This is a genomic window from Kibdelosporangium aridum, from assembly GCF_900176515.1.
Lineage (GTDB): Bacteria > Actinomycetota > Actinomycetes > Mycobacteriales > Pseudonocardiaceae > Kibdelosporangium > Kibdelosporangium aridum.
Window position 1 is genome coordinate 114,426 of the sequence record NZ_FWXV01000015.1, and the last position, 20,387, is coordinate 134,812.

The 20,387-nt window shown below is 66.4% G+C and carries 15 protein-coding genes; 6 read left to right on the forward strand and 9 right to left on the reverse strand.

Annotated features, from left to right (window positions below; all coding sequences use genetic code 11):
* Nucleotides 1–43: 43 nt before the first annotated feature.
* Entirely contained in the window at nucleotides 44–817 is a 774-nt protein-coding gene (locus B9C43_RS49940) for an IclR family transcriptional regulator (protein ID WP_160097313.1), read from the forward strand.
* Here B9C43_RS49940 and B9C43_RS49945 read toward each other — a convergent pair.
* The 4 genes from B9C43_RS49945 to B9C43_RS49960 are packed head-to-tail and all read right to left on the reverse strand — an operon-like array spanning nucleotide 801 to nucleotide 3,972.
* Nucleotides 801–1,199 carry a RidA family protein gene (locus B9C43_RS49945; protein ID WP_143447166.1) on the reverse strand — a complete coding sequence of 133 codons (399 nt, stop codon included), beginning with the start codon at nucleotides 1,197–1,199 and terminating at the stop codon, nucleotides 801–803. The genes B9C43_RS49940 and B9C43_RS49945 overlap by 17 nt on opposite strands.
* Nucleotides 1,192–1,905 carry a 2-keto-4-pentenoate hydratase gene (locus tag B9C43_RS49950; protein ID WP_084434352.1) on the reverse strand — a complete coding sequence of 238 codons (714 nt, stop codon included), beginning with the start codon at nucleotides 1,903–1,905 and terminating at the stop codon, nucleotides 1,192–1,194. The genes B9C43_RS49945 and B9C43_RS49950 overlap by 8 nt, the downstream gene beginning before the upstream one ends.
* Nucleotides 1,906–1,910: 5 nt before the next feature.
* The gene (locus tag B9C43_RS49955; protein WP_084434325.1) at nucleotides 1,911–3,347 is read right to left on the reverse strand and encodes a 2-hydroxymuconic semialdehyde dehydrogenase; all 1,437 of its coding nucleotides are present in this window, start codon (nucleotides 3,345–3,347) and stop codon (nucleotides 1,911–1,913) included.
* Nucleotides 3,334–3,972, reverse strand: coding sequence for an NADPH-dependent F420 reductase (locus tag B9C43_RS49960; protein WP_084434326.1), 639 nt, complete (start codon nucleotides 3,970–3,972; stop codon nucleotides 3,334–3,336). The genes B9C43_RS49955 and B9C43_RS49960 overlap by 14 nt, the downstream gene beginning before the upstream one ends.
* Before the next feature lie 132 nt (nucleotides 3,973–4,104).
* Here B9C43_RS49960 and B9C43_RS49965 point away from each other — a divergent pair, with 132 nt between their 5' ends.
* The gene (locus B9C43_RS49965) at nucleotides 4,105–4,755 is read left to right on the forward strand and encodes an 8-oxoguanine DNA glycosylase OGG fold protein (RefSeq protein ID WP_084434327.1); all 651 of its coding nucleotides are present in this window, start codon (nucleotides 4,105–4,107) and stop codon (nucleotides 4,753–4,755) included.
* Between the two features lie 207 nt (nucleotides 4,756–4,962).
* A complete protein-coding gene (locus B9C43_RS49970) occupies nucleotides 4,963–5,970 on the forward strand; it encodes a hypothetical protein (protein ID WP_143447168.1) in 1,008 nt (335 codons plus the stop codon).
* 30 nt (nucleotides 5,971–6,000) lie between these two features.
* On the opposite strand, the gene B9C43_RS49975 is transcribed toward B9C43_RS49970, so the two are convergent.
* Nucleotides 6,001–6,570, reverse strand: coding sequence for a DsbA family oxidoreductase (locus B9C43_RS49975; RefSeq protein WP_084434329.1), 570 nt, complete (start codon nucleotides 6,568–6,570; stop codon nucleotides 6,001–6,003).
* A 56-nt stretch (nucleotides 6,571–6,626) separates the two neighbouring features.
* Entirely contained in the window at nucleotides 6,627–7,394 is a 768-nt protein-coding gene (locus tag B9C43_RS49980; protein ID WP_160097315.1) for an alpha/beta hydrolase, read from the reverse strand.
* A gap of 25 nt (nucleotides 7,395–7,419) precedes the next feature.
* On the opposite strand from B9C43_RS49980, the gene B9C43_RS49985 reads away from it, so the two are divergent.
* Entirely contained in the window at nucleotides 7,420–8,046 is a 627-nt protein-coding gene (locus tag B9C43_RS49985; RefSeq protein WP_084434330.1) for a TetR/AcrR family transcriptional regulator, read from the forward strand.
* Between the two features lie 4 nt (nucleotides 8,047–8,050).
* Here the strand turns inward: B9C43_RS49985 and B9C43_RS49990 are convergent, their stop codons facing one another.
* Both B9C43_RS49990 and B9C43_RS49995 read right to left on the reverse strand, forming a co-directional pair.
* Nucleotides 8,051–8,554 carry a cupin domain-containing protein gene (locus B9C43_RS49990; protein WP_033381884.1) on the reverse strand — a complete coding sequence of 168 codons (504 nt, stop codon included), beginning with the start codon at nucleotides 8,552–8,554 and terminating at the stop codon, nucleotides 8,051–8,053.
* Between the two features lie 131 nt (nucleotides 8,555–8,685).
* The gene (locus B9C43_RS49995) at nucleotides 8,686–11,589 is read right to left on the reverse strand and encodes an ATP-binding protein (RefSeq protein WP_084434355.1); all 2,904 of its coding nucleotides are present in this window, start codon (nucleotides 11,587–11,589) and stop codon (nucleotides 8,686–8,688) included.
* An 84-nt stretch (nucleotides 11,590–11,673) separates the two neighbouring features.
* Here B9C43_RS49995 and B9C43_RS50000 point away from each other — a divergent pair, with 84 nt between their 5' ends.
* Nucleotides 11,674–13,188: an MFS transporter gene (locus B9C43_RS50000; RefSeq protein ID WP_084434331.1), complete on the forward strand. Its 1,515-nt coding sequence runs from the start codon at nucleotides 11,674–11,676 to the stop codon at nucleotides 13,186–13,188.
* A gap of 95 nt (nucleotides 13,189–13,283) precedes the next feature.
* Nucleotides 13,284–14,129: a patatin-like phospholipase family protein gene (locus tag B9C43_RS50005; protein ID WP_084434332.1), complete on the forward strand. Its 846-nt coding sequence runs from the start codon at nucleotides 13,284–13,286 to the stop codon at nucleotides 14,127–14,129.
* Here B9C43_RS50005 and B9C43_RS50010 read toward each other — a convergent pair.
* Nucleotides 14,121–20,369 (reverse strand): type I polyketide synthase, encoded by a 6,249-nt coding sequence (locus B9C43_RS50010; RefSeq protein WP_084434333.1) that lies wholly within the window; start codon nucleotides 20,367–20,369, stop codon nucleotides 14,121–14,123. The two genes, B9C43_RS50005 and B9C43_RS50010, sit on opposite strands and share 9 nt — an antisense overlap.
* Between the last annotated feature and the right edge of the window lie 18 nt (nucleotides 20,370–20,387).

Here is a 20,387-nt window from a genome sequence, read left to right on the forward strand (position 1 = left end):
CACAGTTCGCGCGATCTGTCGGGTGTCGTCTTACAGTCTGATCGTGCAACAGAGTGGTGTGGCCCCGGTCGTCAAAGCGATCAAGGTGCTGAGGGCGTTCACTCCCGCGGTCGGTGCGCTGTCCGTCCGGGAAATCGCTACCCGCACCGGCATCCCGCGCAGCACCGCGCATGCGCTGTGCCAGACCCTCGTGACCGAGGGCATGCTGCGCAAGTCCGACGACGGCTACCAACTCGGGCCACTCGTGCTCGAGCTCGGCGGGCTCGTGATCGAACGGACCGGCCTTGTGCGTGCCGCCGAGGGGATCCTCGAACGCCTCGGGCGCGTCCCTGAACAGGAGGTTCACCTGGGGCAGCTGACCGAGGGCTGGGTGGTGTACCTGAATCGCAACGCCGGGTCACGCCGGCCGGAGATGCACAACCGAGTCGGCCAGCGGGCGCCGGCGCACCTGACCGGCTGCGGCAAGGCGGCGCTGTCGGTGCTGCCGTTCGACGAGGTGATCGGTCATGTGCAGCGGTGCTGCGCGGAAAGTGCCGTCCCGATGCCGGACATGGCCGCGTTGGAAACGGAACTCGCGCAGGCACGGCGGGATGGTTTTGTTGTCTCGCAGTCGTTCCAGCGTGGCCGGACGTCCGTGGCCTCGGCCATTGTGGATGGTTCCGGACAACCCGTCGGCGGGGTCTCCCTGGCCGGGCCCGGCGGGATGTTCTGTTCCGTGGTCATCGCGTCGTCGCGGGCCGCAGTGATCGAGGCGGCCGAGGTGATCAGCTCGCGGCTGCTCAACGGGTCGCTGACATGGGCTACGCGCTCGGCTTGATCGCGACCGCCTGGATCTCGATCAGCAGGTGCGGATGCGGCAGCTGGTGCACGGCGACCGTCGTCCTGGCTGGACCGGTTTCGTCGAAGTACCGGCCGTAGACCTCGTTGTAGCCGCCGAAGTCGTTCATGTTCACCAGGAAGGTGGTCACCTGGACGACATTGTCGAGGTCGCAGCCGACGTCCCGGAGGATGTCGTTGATGTTCTTGAGCACGGCCTCGGTCTGGACTCTGATGTCCAGTTCGGTGGTGCCGAGCTCGTCGACCTGGGCGCCGGCGATGGTGTTGTCCGGTCGTCTGCTGCTCGTGCCGGACACGAACACCATGTCGCCTGCGACTTTGACGTGCGGGTACCGGCCTCGGGGCGTCGCCCTGTCACCCACGGACGGCCACCTCCAGCTCACCAAGGCCTTCGATCTTGGCCGTGACCCTCGTACCGGGCGTGATGGCGACCGCTGGTGTTGCCGCTCCTGCCAGCAGAATGCTGCCCGGCGGCAAGGGGATCCGGTATTCGGCCGCGAGCCGGTCGGCCGCGGCCACCGACAGCATCGGATCGCCGAGAATCGCTGCCGTAGAACCAGATTCGATGATCCGGCCGTCGAATTCGAGGATCACGTCACGGTCGTTGACCTCACCGACTGGTTGCCAGTCCCCCACGACGAACCCGGCGGCCGACGCGTTGTCCGCGATCACGTCGGACAGCGAGAACGTGAAGTCACGGTAGCGCGAGTCGATGATTTCCAAGGCGGGCGCGACGGCCTCGACGACGCTGTGGCGTCCTAACCGGAACGCGATCTCGGGCTCGATCCTGGGGTGGATGTACGGGTCGAGATCGAACGTGTGGCCCAGCAGCATGCCGGTGGACAACTGTCCCGCGATCACATCGGACACACCCATCTGCGCGGCCTTGGCGCGACTGGTGAAGCCGAGCTTGACGCCCATCACCCGTTCACCGCGCCTGATTCGACGGTCGACGACTGCGCGCTGCACTTCGTATGCGTCCTTCTGGGACAGTTCGCCCAGTTGTTCGCAGGGCGTGCGGGTCGCAGCCGCGTGATCGAGCCGCTCGGCGAGTTCTTCGATGGTCATGGCCGTCACCACCCCACACAGACGTTGGTCAGTTCGCTGTAGAAGTTGAGCGAGTGCAGACCGCCTTCCCGGCCGATCCCGGACAGCCCGGCACCACCGAACGGAGTCCGCAGGTCGCGCAGATACCAGGTGTTGAGCCAGGCGATGCCGACTTTCATGGCTCCGGCGACTCGATGCCCGCGCTCAAGATCGCTGGTCCACACGCTGGCCGCGAGGCCGTACTCGGTGTCGTTGGCCAGCCGTATCGCCTCGTCTTCGGTATCGAACGGCACGAGGGCCGCGACTGGGCCAAAGATCTCCTCGCGAAGGATCCGGGCGTGGTTGTCGAGTCCCGTCCACAGCGCCGGCTCGATCCAGCTGCCCTTGTCCAGCGCCGGTCCGAGTTTCGGCACCCCGCCTCCGGCCAGCAGCTGCGCACCTTCCTGCTGGGCTATGTCGTAGTACTCGAGGACCTTCTTGCGGTGTGCCTGCGAGATCAACGGGCCCGAGGTGGTGTGCGGATCGTCCGGTCTGCCGAACCTGAGCTGCTTCGCCCGGTCAGCCAGGCCTTTGGCGACGTCGTCGAAAACGCCGCGCTGGACGTAGATGCGTTCGGTGCACAGGCAGATCTGACCGGTGTTGGTGAACGTCGATCGGGCAAGCCCGTCGATGGCACGCTCCAGGTCGGCGTCGTTGAACACGACGGCCGCGTTCTTGCCACCCAGTTCGAACGACACCGGCACGACTTTGGGCGCGACTGCCTGCATGATGGCGGCGCCGGTCTTCGTTTCGCCGGTGAACGTGACGCCGTTGATCCCGGGGTGCTTGGTGAGGAACTCCCCCGCTGAGCCGGGCCCGAAGCCGTGCACGACGTTGTACACGCCGTCGGGCGCACCGGCTTCCGCGATGATCGACGCGAGCAAGGTCGCGGTGGTCGGTGTTTCCTCCGAAGGCTTGACCACAACGGCGTTGCCGCTGGCCAGCGCGGGCGCGACCTTCCAGGTGAGCAGGAGCAGAGGAAGGTTCCACGGCACGATGATCGCGACCACACCGAGCGGCTTGCGTACCGCGTAGTTCAGCAGCCGCCCCGTGTGATACGCATCGATGCCCTGTGCGGCAAGGATGTCCGCGAATGCCCGGAAGTTGGCCGACGCCCTGGCGATGTCCAATGTGGTGGCCAGCGGTACCGGCTTGCCAGTGTCGGCGACCTCGGCCTTGAGCAGCTCGCCGGCCCGTTCGTCGATCTTGTCGGCGATCCTCCTGAGCAACGCCACCCGCTCAGGGACCGTGTATCGCCCCCACACGCCGTCGAACGTGCTCCTCGCAGCCCGGACCGCCTTGTCCACAACAGACTGGTCGGCTTCGGAGACCTTGCCGACCAGCGAGCCGTCGATCGGGTTGACGTTGTCGAACAGCTCACCGCTGTCGACGAACTCGCCGCCGACGAAACTACTGAGCAGCATCGGTCGGCCCGACAAGCTGCCACGCGCTCTGCCACACCCACCCATTGCCCGCATTGAGGACAATGTTGAGCAACGCCATCTCCTCGAGCGCACGGGCGAGCCGCAACCCACCCGCGTCGACCGGCCGGTACCCGAGGGAACGAACCAATTCCTCCACAGTGGCCTTGGCCTGAGCGTCGTCACCAGCGAAGTAGGCGTCCAGGGGAACGCCGTTCTCCTGCGGGGTGGCGTGCCGCGCGGCGAGAATCGTGTTGAAAGCCTTCACAACCCTGGCCTGCGGGATCCGGCTCTGCAGGTCGCTTCCGCCGGAAACACCCTCGATCACCAGATCACTGAACGTCGCGTTCAGCGGGTTCGTCGCGTCAACGACGACCTTCCCAGCGACCGTGTCCTTCAACTGGGCGGCTACCTCCGGCACCACGTCGCCGGGTATCGCGAGAACCACCACGTCGGCGCTCTCCGCGGCCTTTTCATTGGACTCCGCCGCGGTCGCACCCGTGTCCGCGGCCACTTTCGCCGCGTGATCCACGTTCTTGGCGGTCACCGTGACCTGGTGCCCCGCCTTCACCGCGGCCGCACTGAGCGCCCCGCCAACATTACCGGCCCCGATGATCGCGATCCGCATGATCTCCCTCTCCTGAGACTCATTGACGAACGGAACCGTAGAACCGAACGGACGCTTGCCAGCGGCCGTTGTCCCGCCACACCGGACAGCAAATCCGGCTAACGACCAGACCGGCCGGGCGATGAATGCGATATGTCGCCACTGGCACTGCCACCCTGGGCCGTTCCAACCCAACCTCGTCGGAACACCATCGACAACCACTCGATCCCAATCCGAACCCAGTGGTGGCACGACGCGATCAAATCGCACGGACTGCCCGGGCCATCGCCTGCGGGTGCCACGCTCACCCGCGCAGAGGTGTGGGAGCCGACCAGCGATGTGTTCAAGCTACTGTGGCGCACCCTGGCCTGGGGGTCAGGCAGCCGCTTGCGCCAGAACGCGCGGCGCCTGAAGAGCATCGCCGCCGACATCCCTCGCGCGGAGAACCTCCTCACCGAAGCGGCGGCAGCCTCCCGCGTTGATCCATTCCGCGCGTACACGCTGCTCAGGCCAGGTCACCGCAACGAGATCAAAGCACTGGGACCGTCGTTCTTCACGAAGTTCCTGTATTTCGCGGGCGCAGGAGTCCCCGAACATCCTTGCCTCATCCTTGACCGCCGCGTCGCAACCGCCCTACGCGAGCACTGCGGATGGACCACGCTGCATCCCTATGGCCCTTGGACCGCTGAGACCTACCAGCGCTACTGCGAACAACTCCGGCAGTGGGCCGGCGAAAACGGCTGCGCCGCCGACGAACTCGAACGAATCCTCTTCGATGGCAAGCCGAAGACGGAGGAGCCATGACTTCTCGTCGTTCGGTTGAGGTAGCTGAACGATAAGGCACACTGTCATCCCACAGCACACATCGCCGTAATCCTTCCGGGGCTTGTTCCGAAATATGTACGTGCGGGTCACGCGTGGAAGGAGCACGACATGAGTTCACCCCGTCAAGAGGAAGCAGCTCGTCCCCGTATCACGCGGTCATGGGCTGACGTCGCCCTCGGAATCCTGTTGACCATCCTTCTCGCTTCGTTGATCTTCGTCGCGGTGGTCCTCCTCGCCAAGTCGAACCTCCTGACGCCCGATGACCTGACTGACGAGGAAACCAAGAGCCTGTTGACATTTCTTGGTGTCGCGTTCGGCGTGGTCGCGACCCTCATCGGCGCCTTGCTGGCGAATCAACACAATCGACGAACCCACATGCTCGCCGAGCAAGCGAAGTTCCGCGAGCAGCAACTGGCATTGGACACAGAAGAACGACTCAAGTTGGACACGGTGGCAAAGGTCCTGGAACTGGTGACGACAGACAACGCGTATGCGCCCCGCGCACGTGTCGCCGGCGCGATCGCGACTCTCATGCAGCTTCATGGTGGCGTTGTCAGCGTGCGTGTTCTCGGCGAGCTATGGGAAGCTGACGCCGTCAGCTCCTCAACCGCCGTCTGGCTGATTGATCGCATCCTTCGCGACGATCCTCCAAAGGAAGATGAGACGTCCGAGGCAGCCGAGGTCCTTTCGCTTCACTGCGCACGGTTGACACCCTCGCCCGACGACAAACACCAGGAGCGGTTCGACTGGCCATCCATATTGCTCGACACATGGCCCTCGGCAATGTCGTTCAGCACACGAAACGCCCTCATAGCCGCAACGACACAGGTCCTGCTCACCAGAGAGCTCAACTGGTGGGCGTCAGGCGCACTACGCACTCCAGTGCTGACCCTGGTCAATGCCATGGGCGACCCAGACTTGGGTTCTTGCGCCGCGTTGGTCTTGAAGAAGCTCAATGATCGCCAAGCGCTCCGCACGGTCCGTCTGGACGAGAACGACCTCGCACTGATCACTGAAAAAGCAAATTCCGCCGAACCCACCGCATGGTTCAGCAGTGTTCTGGACAAGCTCGACGACTGGGCGTCCGAAGTAGATCGCAAGGTGTCGATGGCACCCAACGCGCTCGGGTCTTCTCCGCTGGTCACCGAAACGCCGCCTCCTGACCGACCAGGCGGGCGCACGTCCGCCGGATGACGGAAAAGATGCCATGACGGTGGAGCGCGACTATTTGCTTTCTTGACTCTGCCCCACCAAGGTGGCCCACTGCTCGAACCACGCACGCGGCCGTAGCCCCGACACCTTCTGGCCGTGGGCGATCCACGTGGGTGTGCTGTTGACGCCGCTCGATCGGGCCAATGCCTCGGACCGGTCGAGCGGCTCGGAAGTCACTCCGGTCAAGTCGCCACCGGCGTCCGCAGCCAGCTTGGCAAGAAGCTCAGCAGCCTCGATGTCCTGACCGTCGGCGAAATAGGCTGCGAACACCGACTCGGCGAACCGGCCAGCGACCACAGGATCGTTCTCGTTGAGCCACTCGAATGCCGTCAAGGCTGGACGCGAGTATCCGATGCGGTCCGTCCAATTCAATGGCAGCCCCGCGGCGGCGGCTTCGGCCGCGAGGTGTTCGTACTGCGGCCCAACACGTTGCCCGACCACTACTCCGCCCGGGCCGATCTCGGGGTGGATCTGCAAACCGTGCTCTACCACCGTGATCCCGTGTGAGCGGAGGATTTTCGTGCGGTCCTGTCCGATATAGCAGTACGGGCAGATGAAGTCGAACCAGTGCTCGACGGCCATGCCGTCCTCCTAAAGGCGAGTTACGTATACCAGCTGTAACGTAACTCTGGCCGGAATTAGTCCAGGGCCGCACGCAGCCACGCTGCCGTGGTGGCGAGCGTGGCCGGGCTGTTGAATTCCGGATCCTCGTGGCCCGCGCTGCCCAGCAGTTCGAACCGGCTGCGTGCACCGGCGCGGGTCAGGGCGTAGTGCAGGGCGAGGCTTTCGGTCATCGGCACGATCCGGTCGCGGTCGCCGTGCGCGATCAGGAACGGCGGCGCCGAAGCCGACGCACGTGACAGCAGGCTCAGCCCGTCGAGGGAGCCGTCGTCGCCTACGAAGTCCGCTTCGAAGTGGAACGGCAGCAATCGCGCCTCCAGTTCGGTACGCGCTGCCGACGCCGCCAAGTCCACCTGGCCGAACCAATGCACCACTGCCTGCACCGCGCTGGACTGGTCGACGTTTCCGCCGACTGTCCCCTCCAGCGCACTGTCCCCCGAGGACAGAGCGACCAATGAACCGAGGTAGGCGCCCGCCGAGGCGCCCCAGATGCCGAGGCGGTCAACGTTCAGACCGAGACTAGAACCATTGGCGCGCAACCACCGCACAGCTCCCTTGAGCTCGTGCACCTGCTGCGGGTACACCGCCTGAGGCGCCAGGGTGTAGTCGACCGACACCACGGTTACGCCATAGGCCGCGAGCGGAACGAGCCTCGTTGGGCCGTCGGTGCCTTTGTCGCCGTGCGACCATCCGCCGCCGTGCACGTAGATGACGACTGGCGCACTCGGGTCGTCGGCAGGATGGATGTCCAGGTACAAACCGGGCGCGTAGGAGAATTCGCTCATAACGACTCCTGGGTAGGATCCAGTAATGCACCAGGACACCGGCCCGCGCCCCGGTGGGCGGCCACGGGACGCGACGCTCGACGAAGCGATCATTCTCGCCACCCGTGAGCGCCTGGTCAAAGACGGCTACTCGCGAATGACCATCGGTGACATCGCCGCAGATGCCAACGTCAGCCGCCCCACGCTGTACCGCCGGTGGAGCACCAAGCTCGAGCTTGTCGTGGACGCGCTGGACTACGGGTTCCGCAAGCAGCGTGACATGTACACAGTGGACCTTGGCGGGATGAAGCCACGGGACGCGCTCGTCGAAGCCGTGCGCCGGCTCGACCCGGCGTACTTCAACCCGGACGCCATGGTGCTGATGGGAAATTTCGCCGGAGAGGCGACCCGCACTCCAGAACTGCTGGACATACTTCGCAAACACGCCGTCGAACCGCGCATCGAACTGCTCGAGAACTGCCTGTCGCTGTTGCAGGACCGCGGCGCGGTCCGGGACGACATCGACAAACACACCATCGCGACCATGTGCTTCGGCAGCTACTTCGCCGCGTTCTACCGCGGCGACAGCAAGAAGAAGATCCCCGAGGCGATCGTGGACGTGCTGTGGCCCGCGATCGCGAAGACGGCAGCCAAGCGAAGGCGTACTGGCTGACACCTCAGTGACTAGGGCTGTTCAGCCCGTACCGCGCCACGACATCGTCCAGCCAGTCCGGCTTGCCGTACACAAGTCCGTACTTTTCGGCCAGTTCGGTGAATTCCGGTCCTGAGTGGTCGGTCTTGCCCGACAGAAGCAATTCGCTCAGGTCCTGGAAGTAGTCCTCGAAGCCACCCGGCGTGATCACCTCGATGATGCGGCCAGGCACGCTGCCGGCGTTCCACATCGCGTGCATCTGCCCACGTGGCTTGGTGATGTACCCGCCAGGCCCGAGCACGACTTCGCTGTCGTCGGAACGGAAACCGATCTCGCCTTCCAGGACGATCGAGTGCTCGTCCTCACGGGTGTGCAAGTGCGGCGCGGTGATGGTGCCGACGTCGAACGGGTGCTCGACGATCGCCACTTGTCCCCCGTTGGCCCGGCTGTGCAGCTTGTAGACCACGCCGAAGCCGGGCAGTTGTGCGACTTCACCTTGCCCTGGCGGCGTCACCGACACGTCGATCACGAACAGCCTCCTCGACCACTCGCGGAGTTCCGTTACAGCCTCTATCTGTAACTGTACAGGAACCCGCAGCACGCTTGAGGTAGGCGATCGGTGCCGCGTGCGCCCACGTCATGTGTGGCTGCGGGAACTCGTCATCGACGCGTGCAGTCGTCGTCTTGAGGCTCAACGCTGAGCCTCGCCGAGATCCGTTCCACGTCACCGCGCTCGGCGGGCGGCAACGGGACTCCCGCAGACTCCCTGGTCGCGTTGGCTTCGCCGAGCAACTGAGCCGCGGTTTCCAAATCACCAGCCAGCGAGTGCGCTCCGGCCATGCCCTCCAACGCGAGCGCCACGGCCCTCGGGTCGCCGGTGTCACACGCGGCCGCGTAGCCCGCTCGGTGCAGGTCGAGTGCTGTCTGCGCGTCGCCGCGTAGCTCGGCGATGAAGCCCAGTTCGGCGTGGACCAGCGCGACGCCTGGCGCCCACCCGACCTCGCGCGCCCAGTCCAGCCAGCCGTCGAGGTACGTTTCGGCTTGCGCCAAGCGTCCTTGCCTGCGGGCCGCGAGCGCCAGGCCGATCTCGGCGAACTGTTCGCCGAACCGGTCCGATTGCTCGGCCGCCAACCGGCGGGACCGTTCGTGGAACTCGTCGGCGCGTGGATAGTCACCGGACGCCAAGGCGATCCGGCCCAGCTGGGCCAGTTTGTACGGCACATCCGACCGCAGGCCCAGCTCTTCGGCGATCCGCAGCCCGTCCTGCTGCAGCGCGGCCGCTCGGGGATAGTCGCCGGTGATCTGCGCGACCTCGCCGAGCACGTCCATCGCCTGCATCCGGCCCCAGTCGTCACCGACCTCACCGAACAACGCGACGGCCTGGTCAGCGTCGGCGGCGGCGCTGGCGAGATCGCTGCGCGCCAACGCGTTCCACGCTCTGCTGGTCAGTGCGGCCGCGATTCCCCAGTGGTCATCGTGTTCACGGAACACAGCGAGAATCCCGGACACCGAGTGGTCGGCGAACCCGATCCTGGCGAAGCCAAGCAACCACTCGGCACGTGCTCGCCGCACCGGATCCTCGATCTGCGCCAACGCTTCATGCGTCGTGGTCTCGCCGGTCGCCAGCCACACCTTCGCCATCGCCCGGTTCCCGGCCTGAGCCGGGCCGTCCACCCCGAGCGCGAGATCAAGCGCTCGCTTGGCCGCACCCCACCGGCCCCGCAGATACCGGTAGTACGCGGTGGCGTTCGACAACCGCAAAGCCATGTCCGCGTTTCCTTGCCGCACAGCACCTTCGAGCGCCGCGTGGAGGTTGGCGGTCTCGGCGTCCAGCCGGCGCAACCAGTCTCGCTGGCCGTGCCCACGCAAGTCCGCCCGTTCGGCGAATTCCGTGAAGTACTCGAAGTGCTCCCGTTGCACACGATCGAACTCGCCGGACTCCCGCAGCCGTTCCATCGCATACGCCGCAACGGACTCCAGCAGCCGGTAGCGAGGTCCGTCGTCAACGACCACCAACGATCGGTCGACCAACCGGGCCAGCACCGCCGAGCTCTCCGCACACGCATCGAGCGGCCAACCGCCCGAGTAAATAGCCAAGCGCCGCAACAAAACCCGCTCGTCCTCGGTGAGCAGCTGCCAGCTCCAGTCGATCATCGCCCGCAACGTCTGCTGTCGAGGCGGTGCGCCCCGGCGACCAGTCGCGAGCAGCTGGAACCGGTTGTCGAGTTGCTCGGCGAGATGACGCACGCCCAGCGCATGCACTTTGGTCGCGGCCAACTCCAAAGCCAGCGGAATACCGTCCAGCCTGGTGCAGATGCCCCGGACCGCGTCAGCGTCCTCAACAGTGGAACCGGCGGCAGCGGCCCTGGCCACGAACAACTCCATGGCATCGGCCTGCGCCAGCGGAGGCACCACCCACAGGTGCTCCCCATCGACGTTGAGCGGTTCCCGGCTGGTGGCCAGGATCTTCAGCCCTGGCGCGGCCCTCAACAAGGCGTTGGCCAGCACGGCAACCTCGTCGACCACGTGCTCACAGTTGTCCAGGACGAGCAGGATCCGCTTGTGCCGCAAGGCCGCTGCCACACGAACGAGCAACGGCTCGGCATCGTCGTCCCGGACACCGAACACCGCGGCGACCACCTCGACCGGCGCACCCACAGCGTCCAGTTCCGCCAGCCACACTCCATCCACAAAGGACTCGGCGAGCCGGTTCGCCGTTTCGACCGCGAGCCGGGTCTTGCCGACTCCACCAGTGCCGGTGAGTGTCACCATCCGGGCCGCGCGCAGCAAGCGGCCGACCGCGGCGACGGCGTCATCCCGGCCGATCAGCCCGGATGGCGGCGCGGGCAGGTTGCCGCCGAGGTCGTGCCGCAGGATCGCCTCGTGCAGGGCCGACAGCTCCGGACTCGGGTCCGCGCCGAGGTCGTCCGCCAGCCGCTTCCGCAAGTCGGCGAAACACTCCAGCGCCTCCCCCGTCCGCCCCGCCCGGTACAACGCACGCATGTACACCGCGCGCAGCCGCTCCCGCAGCGGGTGTTCCTCGATGAGGTCGGCCAGCTCGGTGTACTCCCCCAAGGCGAGCCGGGCCTCGGCCTGATCCTCCAGCGCGGTGAGCCGCTGCTCGGTCAGCCGGGTGATCGCGGCCTGGGCGAACGGCTCATCGGCGAAGTCGGCGTACGCCGGGCCGCGCCACAGAGCCAGCGCCTCGCCCAGCAAGGACGCCCTCTCTCGCGCGTCTGCCGCCGCTTGGGCACGCGTGACCAGCTCCTGGAACTGATCAGCGTCTGTCTCGGCATCGCGGATCAGGTATCCAGGCGCCTGATGCACGATCAGATCCCGAGCCAGCGCGCGGCGCAGCTGGGACACCTTGCTGCGCAACACCGCACCGGCCTTGGCAGGCGGATGCGTGCCCCAAAGATCCTCGACCAGGCGATCGGTGGACACCGGCTGGCCTTCACGGGCGAGCAACGCGGCCAGCAGGGCACGGACCTTCAGCTCGGGCACCCGGATCGCAGTGCCGTCGGCGGCCCAGACCCGCACCGGACCGAGCACCCCGAAACGCATGGTGATCACGGTACCCAACGGGCAAAACGGGCACCGGAACCCGGCCACAACAAAACCAGAACTCCGTCAACTCACCGTGGAGGCATGTCGACGAACGTCGCCACGAAGGCCGGTCCCCGGGAGTGGATCGGCCTCGCGGTGCTCACCCTTCCCCTGCTCGTGCTCGCGCTGGACGTCAGCGTGCTATTCCTCGCCGCCCCGCACCTGGGCGCCGACCTGCGGCCCAGCAGCACCGAACTGCTGTGGATCCTGGACATCTACGGCTTCCTGATCGCCGGTTTCCTGGTCACCATGGGCACGCTCGGCGACCGGATCGGCCGCCGCAAGCTGCTGATGATCGGCGCGGTCGCGTTCGCCCTGGCTTCGGTGCTCGCCGCGTACGCCAATTCCCCCGCGATGCTCATCGCCGCCCGCGCGGCGCTGGGGATCGCCGGTGCGACACTGATGCCCTCGACGCTGGCGTTGATCAGCAACATGTTCGCCGACCCGAAGCAGCGTGGGCTGGCGATCGGCATCTGGATGACCACGTTCTCGGCCGGTGTCTCCATCGGCCCGACCATCGGCGGCGCGCTGCTGGAGAACTTCTGGTGGGGTTCGGTGTTCCTGATCGCGGTCCCGGTCATGGTCCTGCTGGTGGTGCTGGCGCCGATCCTGCTGCCGGAGTTCCGTGACCCCGATGCCGGACGGCTCGACCTGCTCAGCGTGGTGCTGTCGCTGGCGACCGTGCTGCCGGTGATCTACGGCCTGAAGGAGATCGCCACCGGGCACGGATCCTGGCTGCCGTACACGGCTCTCGTGGCCGGTGTCGTACTGGGAATCCTGTTCACCCGCAGGCAAAAGCGACTCCGCAACCCAATGGTCGACCTGCGGCTGTTCAAGATTCGCGCGTTCGCTGCGGCGTTGGCTTTGCTCCTGCTGGGAATCACCGCGATCAACGGAGTCAACTTCCTCTATCCGCAGTTCCTGCAATCCGTCAAGGACCTGTCGCCGCTGCAGGCAGGGCTCTGGATGATCCCGATCACCCTGGCGGCCGTGCTCGGATCACTGGTGGCGCCGTTGCTCACCCGCCGGATCCGTCCAGCGTTCGTGATCACGGGTGGCGCCGTGATCTCGGTGGTCGGCTTCGTCCTTGTCACCCAGGTCGACGCGATATCCGGCCTCGGCTTGCTGATCACGGCGGGCGTGGTGACGGTCGCCGGTCTCAGCCCGATGACCGTGCTCACCACTGACATGGTCGTCGGCAGCGCACCACCTGAGAAGGCCGGTGCCGCGGCAGCGTTGTCCGAGACAAGCGGCGAACTCGGCGTCGGCCTCGGCGTTGCCGCCATGGGCACCATCGCCACGGCCGTATACCGGGCGGAAATGGACAACGCGCCAGCCGAGGCCGCCGAGAGTCTCACCGGCGCGGTGGCTCTGGCCCAGACATTACCGCCGGACCAGGCCACCGCGTTGCTTGAACCAGCACGGGAAGCGTTCACCAGCGGCCTGAACGCAGCAGGGTTGGTCGGTGCCGTGCTCCTGGTGGCGCTGGCCTTCGTCTCAGTGTCCCTGCTGCGGCACCTGCGTCCCACCGGCGCAGAATCCGAGCGGGACAATTAGCCACTTGGTGTGCCCGAACCGGTGCATTGCGTGACCGGTTCTGGCACGATCGGGGCCGGAACTGGCCGAGGAGGATCCGAACGGGACGAGGGTGAGTGACTGTGGTGTCCAGGGCACTGGTGTTGGGCAGTGGCGAGGCCATCGGGTTCGCCTGGCAGTGGGGTGTGCTGACCAGCCTGCACGATGCCGGGATCAGCCTGATGGACGCCGACCTGCTCGTCGGGACCTCGGTCGGGTCGACGGCGGCGGTCGAGCTCACCACGGGCGACCCGCATCGGATGATGGACCACATTCTCACCGACGCCGGCCGTGAGCGGACCGCGCCGCCGGCCACCGACGCGTTCGTCCAGATGCTCATGCAGGCCATCGGCAAGCACTCCGAAGCCACCGCGATCCTGGCCGAGATCGGTTCGCTGGCGCTGGAAGCGGGCGGCCAGCCGACCGAACGGATGCGAGCGATCGTCATCGAGAGCTTGCGGACGCAGGAATGGCCGGAAAAGCCGCTGATGATCCCGGCCGTCGACGCGGCCACCGGTGAGCTCACGGTCTTCACGCGCGATTCGGGCGTCAGCCTGGTCGACGCGATGTGTGCCAGCGTCGCACTGCCGGGCGTGTGGACGCCGTTCGCCCTGAACGGCAAGCACTACATCGACGGCAGCACGCGCTCGTCGATCAACGCCGACCTGGCCGCGGGGCACGATCGGGTTCTGGTCGTCGCGCCCGTCAACGGCATTCGGGGCATACCGGGCGCCAGCTTCGACGAATCGCTCGAACCGGTCCGGGCGAAAGGCCAGGCGCTGCTGATCAAGCCGACACCGGAAGCCAAGCAGGCCATGGGACGGGACATCTTCGACATGTCCAAGCGCCCGATCGCCCTGCGGGCCGGCTACGCGCAGGCCGAGGCCATCGCCGCGGAGGTGAAGGACTTCTGGCTAGGCTGACCCGAGCTGGTCGATCAGGTCGTCCAGGGTGAAACCGCCGAGCAGCATCACCACCGGCAGGTCCACGCCGAGATCCCGGGACGCGAGGTTCTTCACCTCGATCGCGCCAAGCGAGTCGAGTCCCATCCGGTTCAGCGGTTGACGGGTGTTGACGTGATCCGGGGTCACCTCCAGTGCTTCCGCGATCCGGTCGATCAGGTACCTGCGGACGATGTCCTTGTCCACGTCACCGGGTGCACGCCGGGGTGTCGTGGTGGGCACGAGTTTGCTGAGCATCGGCAGCTGGGCGAAGTGGTGGTGGATCGCCGACCACTGTGCCCAGTCCGCGACGAGCACCCCGACCTGCTCGACGTCCGCCCGGACCAGCCGCTCCAGCACCGCGATCCCGTCGGCGGGCGAGAAGTGGCTGAAGCCCTTGGGGATCACCCGCGTCTTGTCGCTGACTCCGGCCGCCATCCCGATCGCGTCCCAGAAACCCCAGTTGATCCCGGTCGCCGGCGCACCGCGCAGCCGCCGCTGGTGGGCCAGTGAGTCGAGGAAGTTGTTCGCCGCCGAGTACGCGGCCAGCAGCGGTGAACTCATCCATCCGGCGATCGAGGAGAACAACACGAACATGTCCACGCTCGAGTCCGGGAAAATCCGGTCAAGGACAACGCTTCCCGCCACCTTGGGCCGCAGCACGGCCGCGAGCCGCTGCTCATCGAGGTCACGGACGAGATGCCAGTCCACGATGCCCGCCGCGTGGAAGACCCCGCGGACCGGGTGATCCATTTCGCTGATCAGCGACCGCAGTGCGGCCTCGTCGACGACGTCGACGGCTTCGTAGCGAACCTGGATTCCTGTCCGTTCAAGGCTTTCCAGTGCACTGACCCGCCGGTACTCGGCGCCGTCGCGGTCGAGGTGTGGCCACGTGGATCGCGGCGGCAGTTCGGAGCGGCCTACCAGCAGCAGGTGCTTCGCCCCCTGCTTGACCAGCCAGCGCGCCACCTCGGTGCCGATACCGCCGAGGCCACCGGTGACCAGATACGTGGCGTCCTCACGGACCAATGTAGACGGCTCGGATTCCTTACTGTCGAACGAGAGCAGCACCTTGCCGACCTGCTTCGACTGGGCGAAGTGGCGGAACGCGTTACCCGTGCGTTCGCTCGGGAACTTGTCCGCGGGCAACGGGGCAAGCGCACCGGTGTCGATGTGGGTGAACACTTCCCGCAGAGTCGCGGCGACCTGCTGCGGCCGGGTCTGCCACATGTCCATCACGTCGACGACGTGCAGGGAGATGTTGCGGGCCAACGGCCGCATCGGGATCCGCCCTTCGCCGAGAACGTCCTTTTTGGTCAGCTCAACGTATCGGCCATAGGGTGCCAGCAGGTCGAGGTTCTTGTCGATGGCCGGTCCGGGCAGCGTGTTGAGCACCACGTCGACACCCTTGCCGTATGTCGCGGCTAGGAACTCGTCGGCGAAGTCGAGCGACCGGGAGTCCGCAACGTGCTTGATTCCCATGGCCCGCAGCAGGGATCGCTTCTCGCGGCTGCCGGCCGTCGCGTAGATCTCCGCGCCGAGCATCTTGGCGACTTGGATGGCCGCGAGTCCCACTCCCCCGGTCGCCGAGTGGATCAGGACGCTTTCTCCCCCGCGTAATCCGGCAAGCTCGTGCAGAGCGTGATACGCGGTCAAGTACGCGATCGGAACCGTTGCCGCGTCGGCGAGATCGAGTGTCCTCGGGCGCTTCAACACCAGCGGCGCCTTGGCGATGACATGCGAGCCCAGCCCGAGGTCTCCCACGGCGACGACCTCGTCGCCGACTTGCAGGCCGTGGGTCATCGGGCCGAGTGCGGTGATCGTCCCCGCGCATTCCGCGCCGGGGACACGATCCTGGGCGTCGATTCCCGGCACCACGCCCATGACACCGAGTACGTCGGCGTAGTTCAGCCCGGCGAAGGCGATCTCTATCTCGACCTCGCCCGCTCCCGGTGTGCGACGCTCGGTCCGCTCGACCGTGAACTCGTCCAGGCACCCGGGTGCGCCGTGCCGTACCCGGTAGGCGCCGGCGCCAGCCGGGCGCACGACGGGCACGGGCGGGGCGGAATAGCGATTGATCCGGGAGACGAATCGGCCCGCGCGGCGCAACGCCCGCTCGGTTTCCCGGTCTCGCACGGTCAATTCACCGAACAGCATCTCGGCGGCCCAGTCCGGATCCGCCGCATCGACATCCACGAGTGTGGGCTTCAGCTCCGGATTCTCCTGGGCCAGGACGCGACCGAAGCCCCACAGCAGCGCGGACAGCGGCGAGATCAATACATCATCCCGGGTTACCGCGTAGACGTTGTTGGTCACCAGCCACAGCGCGGGATGGTCGGTCGCCCGTGCCGCCAGCAAGTCCTTGATCAGCCGGACCGTGCTCGAACACGTCAGGTTCTCCGCCCGCTTGATGTCCTCATCGGACACCGCGGCCGTCGGATTGTCCAGGCTCCACAGGTGGACAATCCCCTGTACCGGATGGGGCGCCGCACGCAACACGGCACAGAACCCCTCCGGATCACTGGGATCCACCACGAAGTCGCCGTGCACGGTGCTGCCCGCCGGGACCACGCTGACACAGTGACCGCCGGCGTCCTCGATCCGCTTGCGCAGCCCGCGACCGACAGCCCGGCCGTCATCAAGGATGATCCAGGTCCCCGAAGCGGGATCGACGTTCCTTTGTGGACGATCACTGCGTTCCCACTGCAGCTCGTACAGCCAGTCGTCGTAGTTCTGCCGCTGCGCCGCCGGTTCCGCGAGGCAACGCAGACGTACGCCACGGATGTCCGCCACCGGAGTTCCGTCGGACTGCATCACCACGATGTCGCCGGTGAGCGTGCCGGTGCCCCGCTCAGTCAACCGCGCATGACTGTAGAGCTCCCGCTGAGGCTTGCCCCAGATACGTGCGCTGTGGAAGCCTTCCGGCGCAAAGGCCTGCGCAACCGGCTCAGCCGTTGCCATCAGCGCGTGGCCGCACGCGTCCAATATCGCGGGATGGAAGTAGAAGTCGTCGAACACCGTGGCGAGTGAGTCCGGGCAGGACACTCGGATCAGCGCCTCGCCAGCGCCCCGCCAGACCTCGGCAGCGCCACGGAACGGGCCGTCCCACTCGTTTTCACCGCCGCCGAACCGGGCGTAGAACTCCTGTCCGGAAAGGTGTTCCGGGCATCGTGCTCGCACCGCGGGCAACGGATCATGGGCTTGTTCTTCGGCGTCCGGCACCTGGCGGACGCGGAAGGACGCGTGCTGGACCGTCTGCTGTGACTCACCGCTGTGGATCTCGATCCGCCACCCGGAGTCGTTCTCGGGGTACATCCGGACTCGCAGTATCGGCGATTCGTGACCATTGAGCAGCAGCAACTGTTGAAAGGTGGCATCTTCGAGTTCGAGAGTGCCTTGGCCAAGCGCGTCACGCGCGGCCGCGAACGCCAGCTCACAATAGCCCGAACCTGGAAACGTGACCACGCCCTGAACCCGGTGGCCGTCGAGATACCGGTTGCGGATCCGGTCCAGCGGTCCTTCCCAGACTCGCTCCCCCTCAGCCGCGGCAACCGGTCGCCCGAGCAACGGATGCCCAGGCCCCGGTGGTGCGGGCGGCTTGGTTTTGATCCAGTAGCTGCCGTGCGCCCATGGGTACGCGGGCAGCGAGACCAGCCGCGCTTCCTCGCCGAACAGCCGGTTCCCGTCGATCTGACATCCCTTGGCGTACACCGCACCCAGCGAAGTCAACAGGGTTCGCAGTTCAGGCTTCTGCCGCTGCAACGACGACACGACGAATCCTGAGGTCTGTGCGGCCTGCAGGCATTCCTCGATCGCGGCCAACAACACCGGATGCGGGCTGATCTCCACGAACACCATGGGCCGGTCGGCCGACACCTGGCGGACGGCCGAGGCGAACCGCACCGGTTCCCGGAAGTTCCGCACCCAGTAACGCGCGTCGAAGCCGCTTCCGTCGACGTCCACGTCCAGAACCGTCGAGTGGATCCGGACGTTCCCGGCCACCGGCCGCACGTTCGCGAGGCGTTCGAGCAGGTCGTCCCGCAGCTCGTCCACGTGCGGGCTGTGTGCGGCGAAGGGCACATCGATCGTGCGGCAGAAGACGTCCCGATGCTGCAAGGAAGCCACGATGTCGTCCACTGCGGACGGTTCACCGGAGATCAGGGTCGTCGACGGGCTGTTGCTCGCCGCGATGGAGACCTTGTCCTGGTAGCCAGCCAATGTTTCGGCGACCTGTGCCATCGGCAAGGCGATCGACGCCATCGCACCCCGGCCGGCCACCGTCGCGGCAAGCTTGCTGCGACGGCAGATGACTGCGACGGCATCCGCCAGGCTCAGCGCGCCCGCGACGTGTGCGGCGGCGACCTCGCCCATGCTGTGGCCGATGACCAGGTCCGGTTCGACTCCCCACGACCGCCAGACGGCCGCGAGCCCCACCTGGATGGCGAACAGCATGGGCTGGACGACGTCCACGTCGTGCGACCGTTCGTCGTCGCTGGCCAGCTGCTCGATGATCGACCAGTCACACTCCGCACGCACAGCCCTGTCACATTCCTCAAGCGCCGCACGGAAAACCAGGGACGTGTCGAGCAGCTGAAGGCCCATGCCGAACCACTGCGAACCCTGCCCGGGAAACACGAACGCGATGCCGGGTTCGGCTTCCGGCGCCTCGCTGGAGAACGAGACATCACGCGACGGCTTGCCGTCTACAAAGGAACGAAGTTCGGCCGCGATGTCCTCGCGTGCGGATCCGGCGACCGCGAGCCGGTGCGAGTGGTGTTGCCTGCGAACCGAGGCACTGTAACAGATGTCCCGCAACGGAACGTCAGTGTCGCCGAGAAAACGTGCGTATGCGCCAGCCAGATCACGTAGCCCTTGCGGTGTCCGCGCCGAGAGCGTGAGCAGGTGGTCGCCCTTTGACGGCACGACAGGCGGTTGCTCGGCCTCGGCGAGGATCGCATGGACGTTCGTTCCGGAGACCCCGAACGAGCTCACGCCCACCAGCCTCGGCCGGCCATGACTGGGCAGCGGCTCCAGTTCGGTGTGGACACGTAGCGGCAGCTCGTCCCACTTCACCGCCGGGTTGAGCTCGCGCACGTGCAGGCTCGGCGGGATTTCGCCGTGGTACAGGCACAATGTGGACTTGATCAGCCCCGCGATCCCGGCCGCTGCCTCCGTGTGGCCGATGTTCGTCTTCACCGAGCCGACGCGCAGTGGATCAGCCTGCGACCGGCCCTCGCCGAGGACGGCCGCGAGTGCGGCCAGCTCGACCGCGTCGCCCACCGCCGTTCCGGTGCCGTGTGCTTCGACGTATTCGATCTCTGTCGGGCGGGCTCCGGCATCCGCCAGGGCCGCGCTGAGCACATCGGCCTGGCCACGAACCGCTGGCCGCGCGGCGAATCCGCTGGCACGCCCGTCATTGTTGATCGCGCTGCCCCGGATCACCGCGTAGATCCGGTCCCGATCGGCGACCGCCTGGTCAAGGGTCTTGAGCACGACCAGCCCGAGGCCCTCGCCCCGGCCGTAGCCGTCGGCGTTCGCGTCACCGAACTTGCACCTGCCGTCCCGCGACAGCACGCCACCCATGAACAGCCACGGATAGTCCTTGCGGACAAGCATCAGGTTGACGCCACCGGCGATGGCCACTGTGGACTCGCCGGAATGCAGGCTCTGGCAGGCCATGCGCACAGCTGCCAGCGAAGACGAACACGCGGTGTCGACTGAGACGCTGGGACCCGACCAATCGAACACATGCGACAGCCGGCCGGACAACATGCCGCGGATGTTGGACAGCCCGATGTACCGGTCGATCGCCGCGTTGTCCGCGTTGCCCGAGTGCAGTTCCCAGTAGTCCGAGGCGATCTGTCCGATGAAGACACCGACCCGGCCGCCTTCGGTGTCCGCCGGACGCAGCCCCGCGTCTTCGAGGCTCTCCCACGTCACCTCGAGCAACAACCGCAGCTGCGGATCCATCCGGCGCGCCTCACGGTGTGACACACCGAAGAAATCCGGGTCAAATTTGTCCACATCGGACAAATATCCCGCCTCGACCGGGTTGTCCGCGCTCTCTTTCCAAAGTAGACCGTCGAACCGGCCGGCAGGCGGCTTGGCTATCCCGTCGTAGCCGTCACGCAGCCGCTGCCAGAACTCCCCCGGCCCCCGCGCGCCGGGAAAGCGACACCCGATACCGACGATGGCGACCGGAGCACTTGGCAGGCCAGCCATGCCAATCAGCCCTTTCGA

What these genes read in the sequence shown, in the direction of transcription:
- B9C43_RS49985 (WP_084434330.1), top strand. Translation starts at nt 7,420, where the DNA reads ATGCACCAGGACACCGGCCCGCGCCCCGGTGGGCGGCCACGGGACGCG.
- B9C43_RS49950 (WP_084434352.1), bottom strand. Translation starts at nt 1,905, where the DNA reads ATGACCATCGAAGAACTCGCCGAGCGGCTCGATCACGCGGCTGCGACC.
- B9C43_RS50010 (WP_084434333.1), bottom strand. Translation starts at nt 20,369, where the DNA reads ATGGCTGGCCTGCCAAGTGCTCCGGTCGCCATCGTCGGTATCGGGTGT.
- B9C43_RS49995 (WP_084434355.1), bottom strand. Translation starts at nt 11,589, where the DNA reads ATGCGTTTCGGGGTGCTCGGTCCGGTGCGGGTCTGGGCCGCCGACGGC.
- B9C43_RS49975 (WP_084434329.1), bottom strand. Translation starts at nt 6,570, where the DNA reads ATGGCCGTCGAGCACTGGTTCGACTTCATCTGCCCGTACTGCTATATC.
- B9C43_RS50000 (WP_084434331.1), top strand. Translation starts at nt 11,674, where the DNA reads ATGTCGACGAACGTCGCCACGAAGGCCGGTCCCCGGGAGTGGATCGGC.
- B9C43_RS49960 (WP_084434326.1), bottom strand. Translation starts at nt 3,972, where the DNA reads ATGCGGATCGCGATCATCGGGGCCGGTAATGTTGGCGGGGCGCTCAGT.
- B9C43_RS49965 (WP_084434327.1), top strand. Translation starts at nt 4,105, where the DNA reads ATGTCGCCACTGGCACTGCCACCCTGGGCCGTTCCAACCCAACCTCGT.
- B9C43_RS49980 (WP_160097315.1), bottom strand. Translation starts at nt 7,394, where the DNA reads ATGAGCGAATTCTCCTACGCGCCCGGTTTGTACCTGGACATCCATCCT.
- B9C43_RS49955 (WP_084434325.1), bottom strand. Translation starts at nt 3,347, where the DNA reads ATGCTGCTCAGTAGTTTCGTCGGCGGCGAGTTCGTCGACAGCGGTGAG.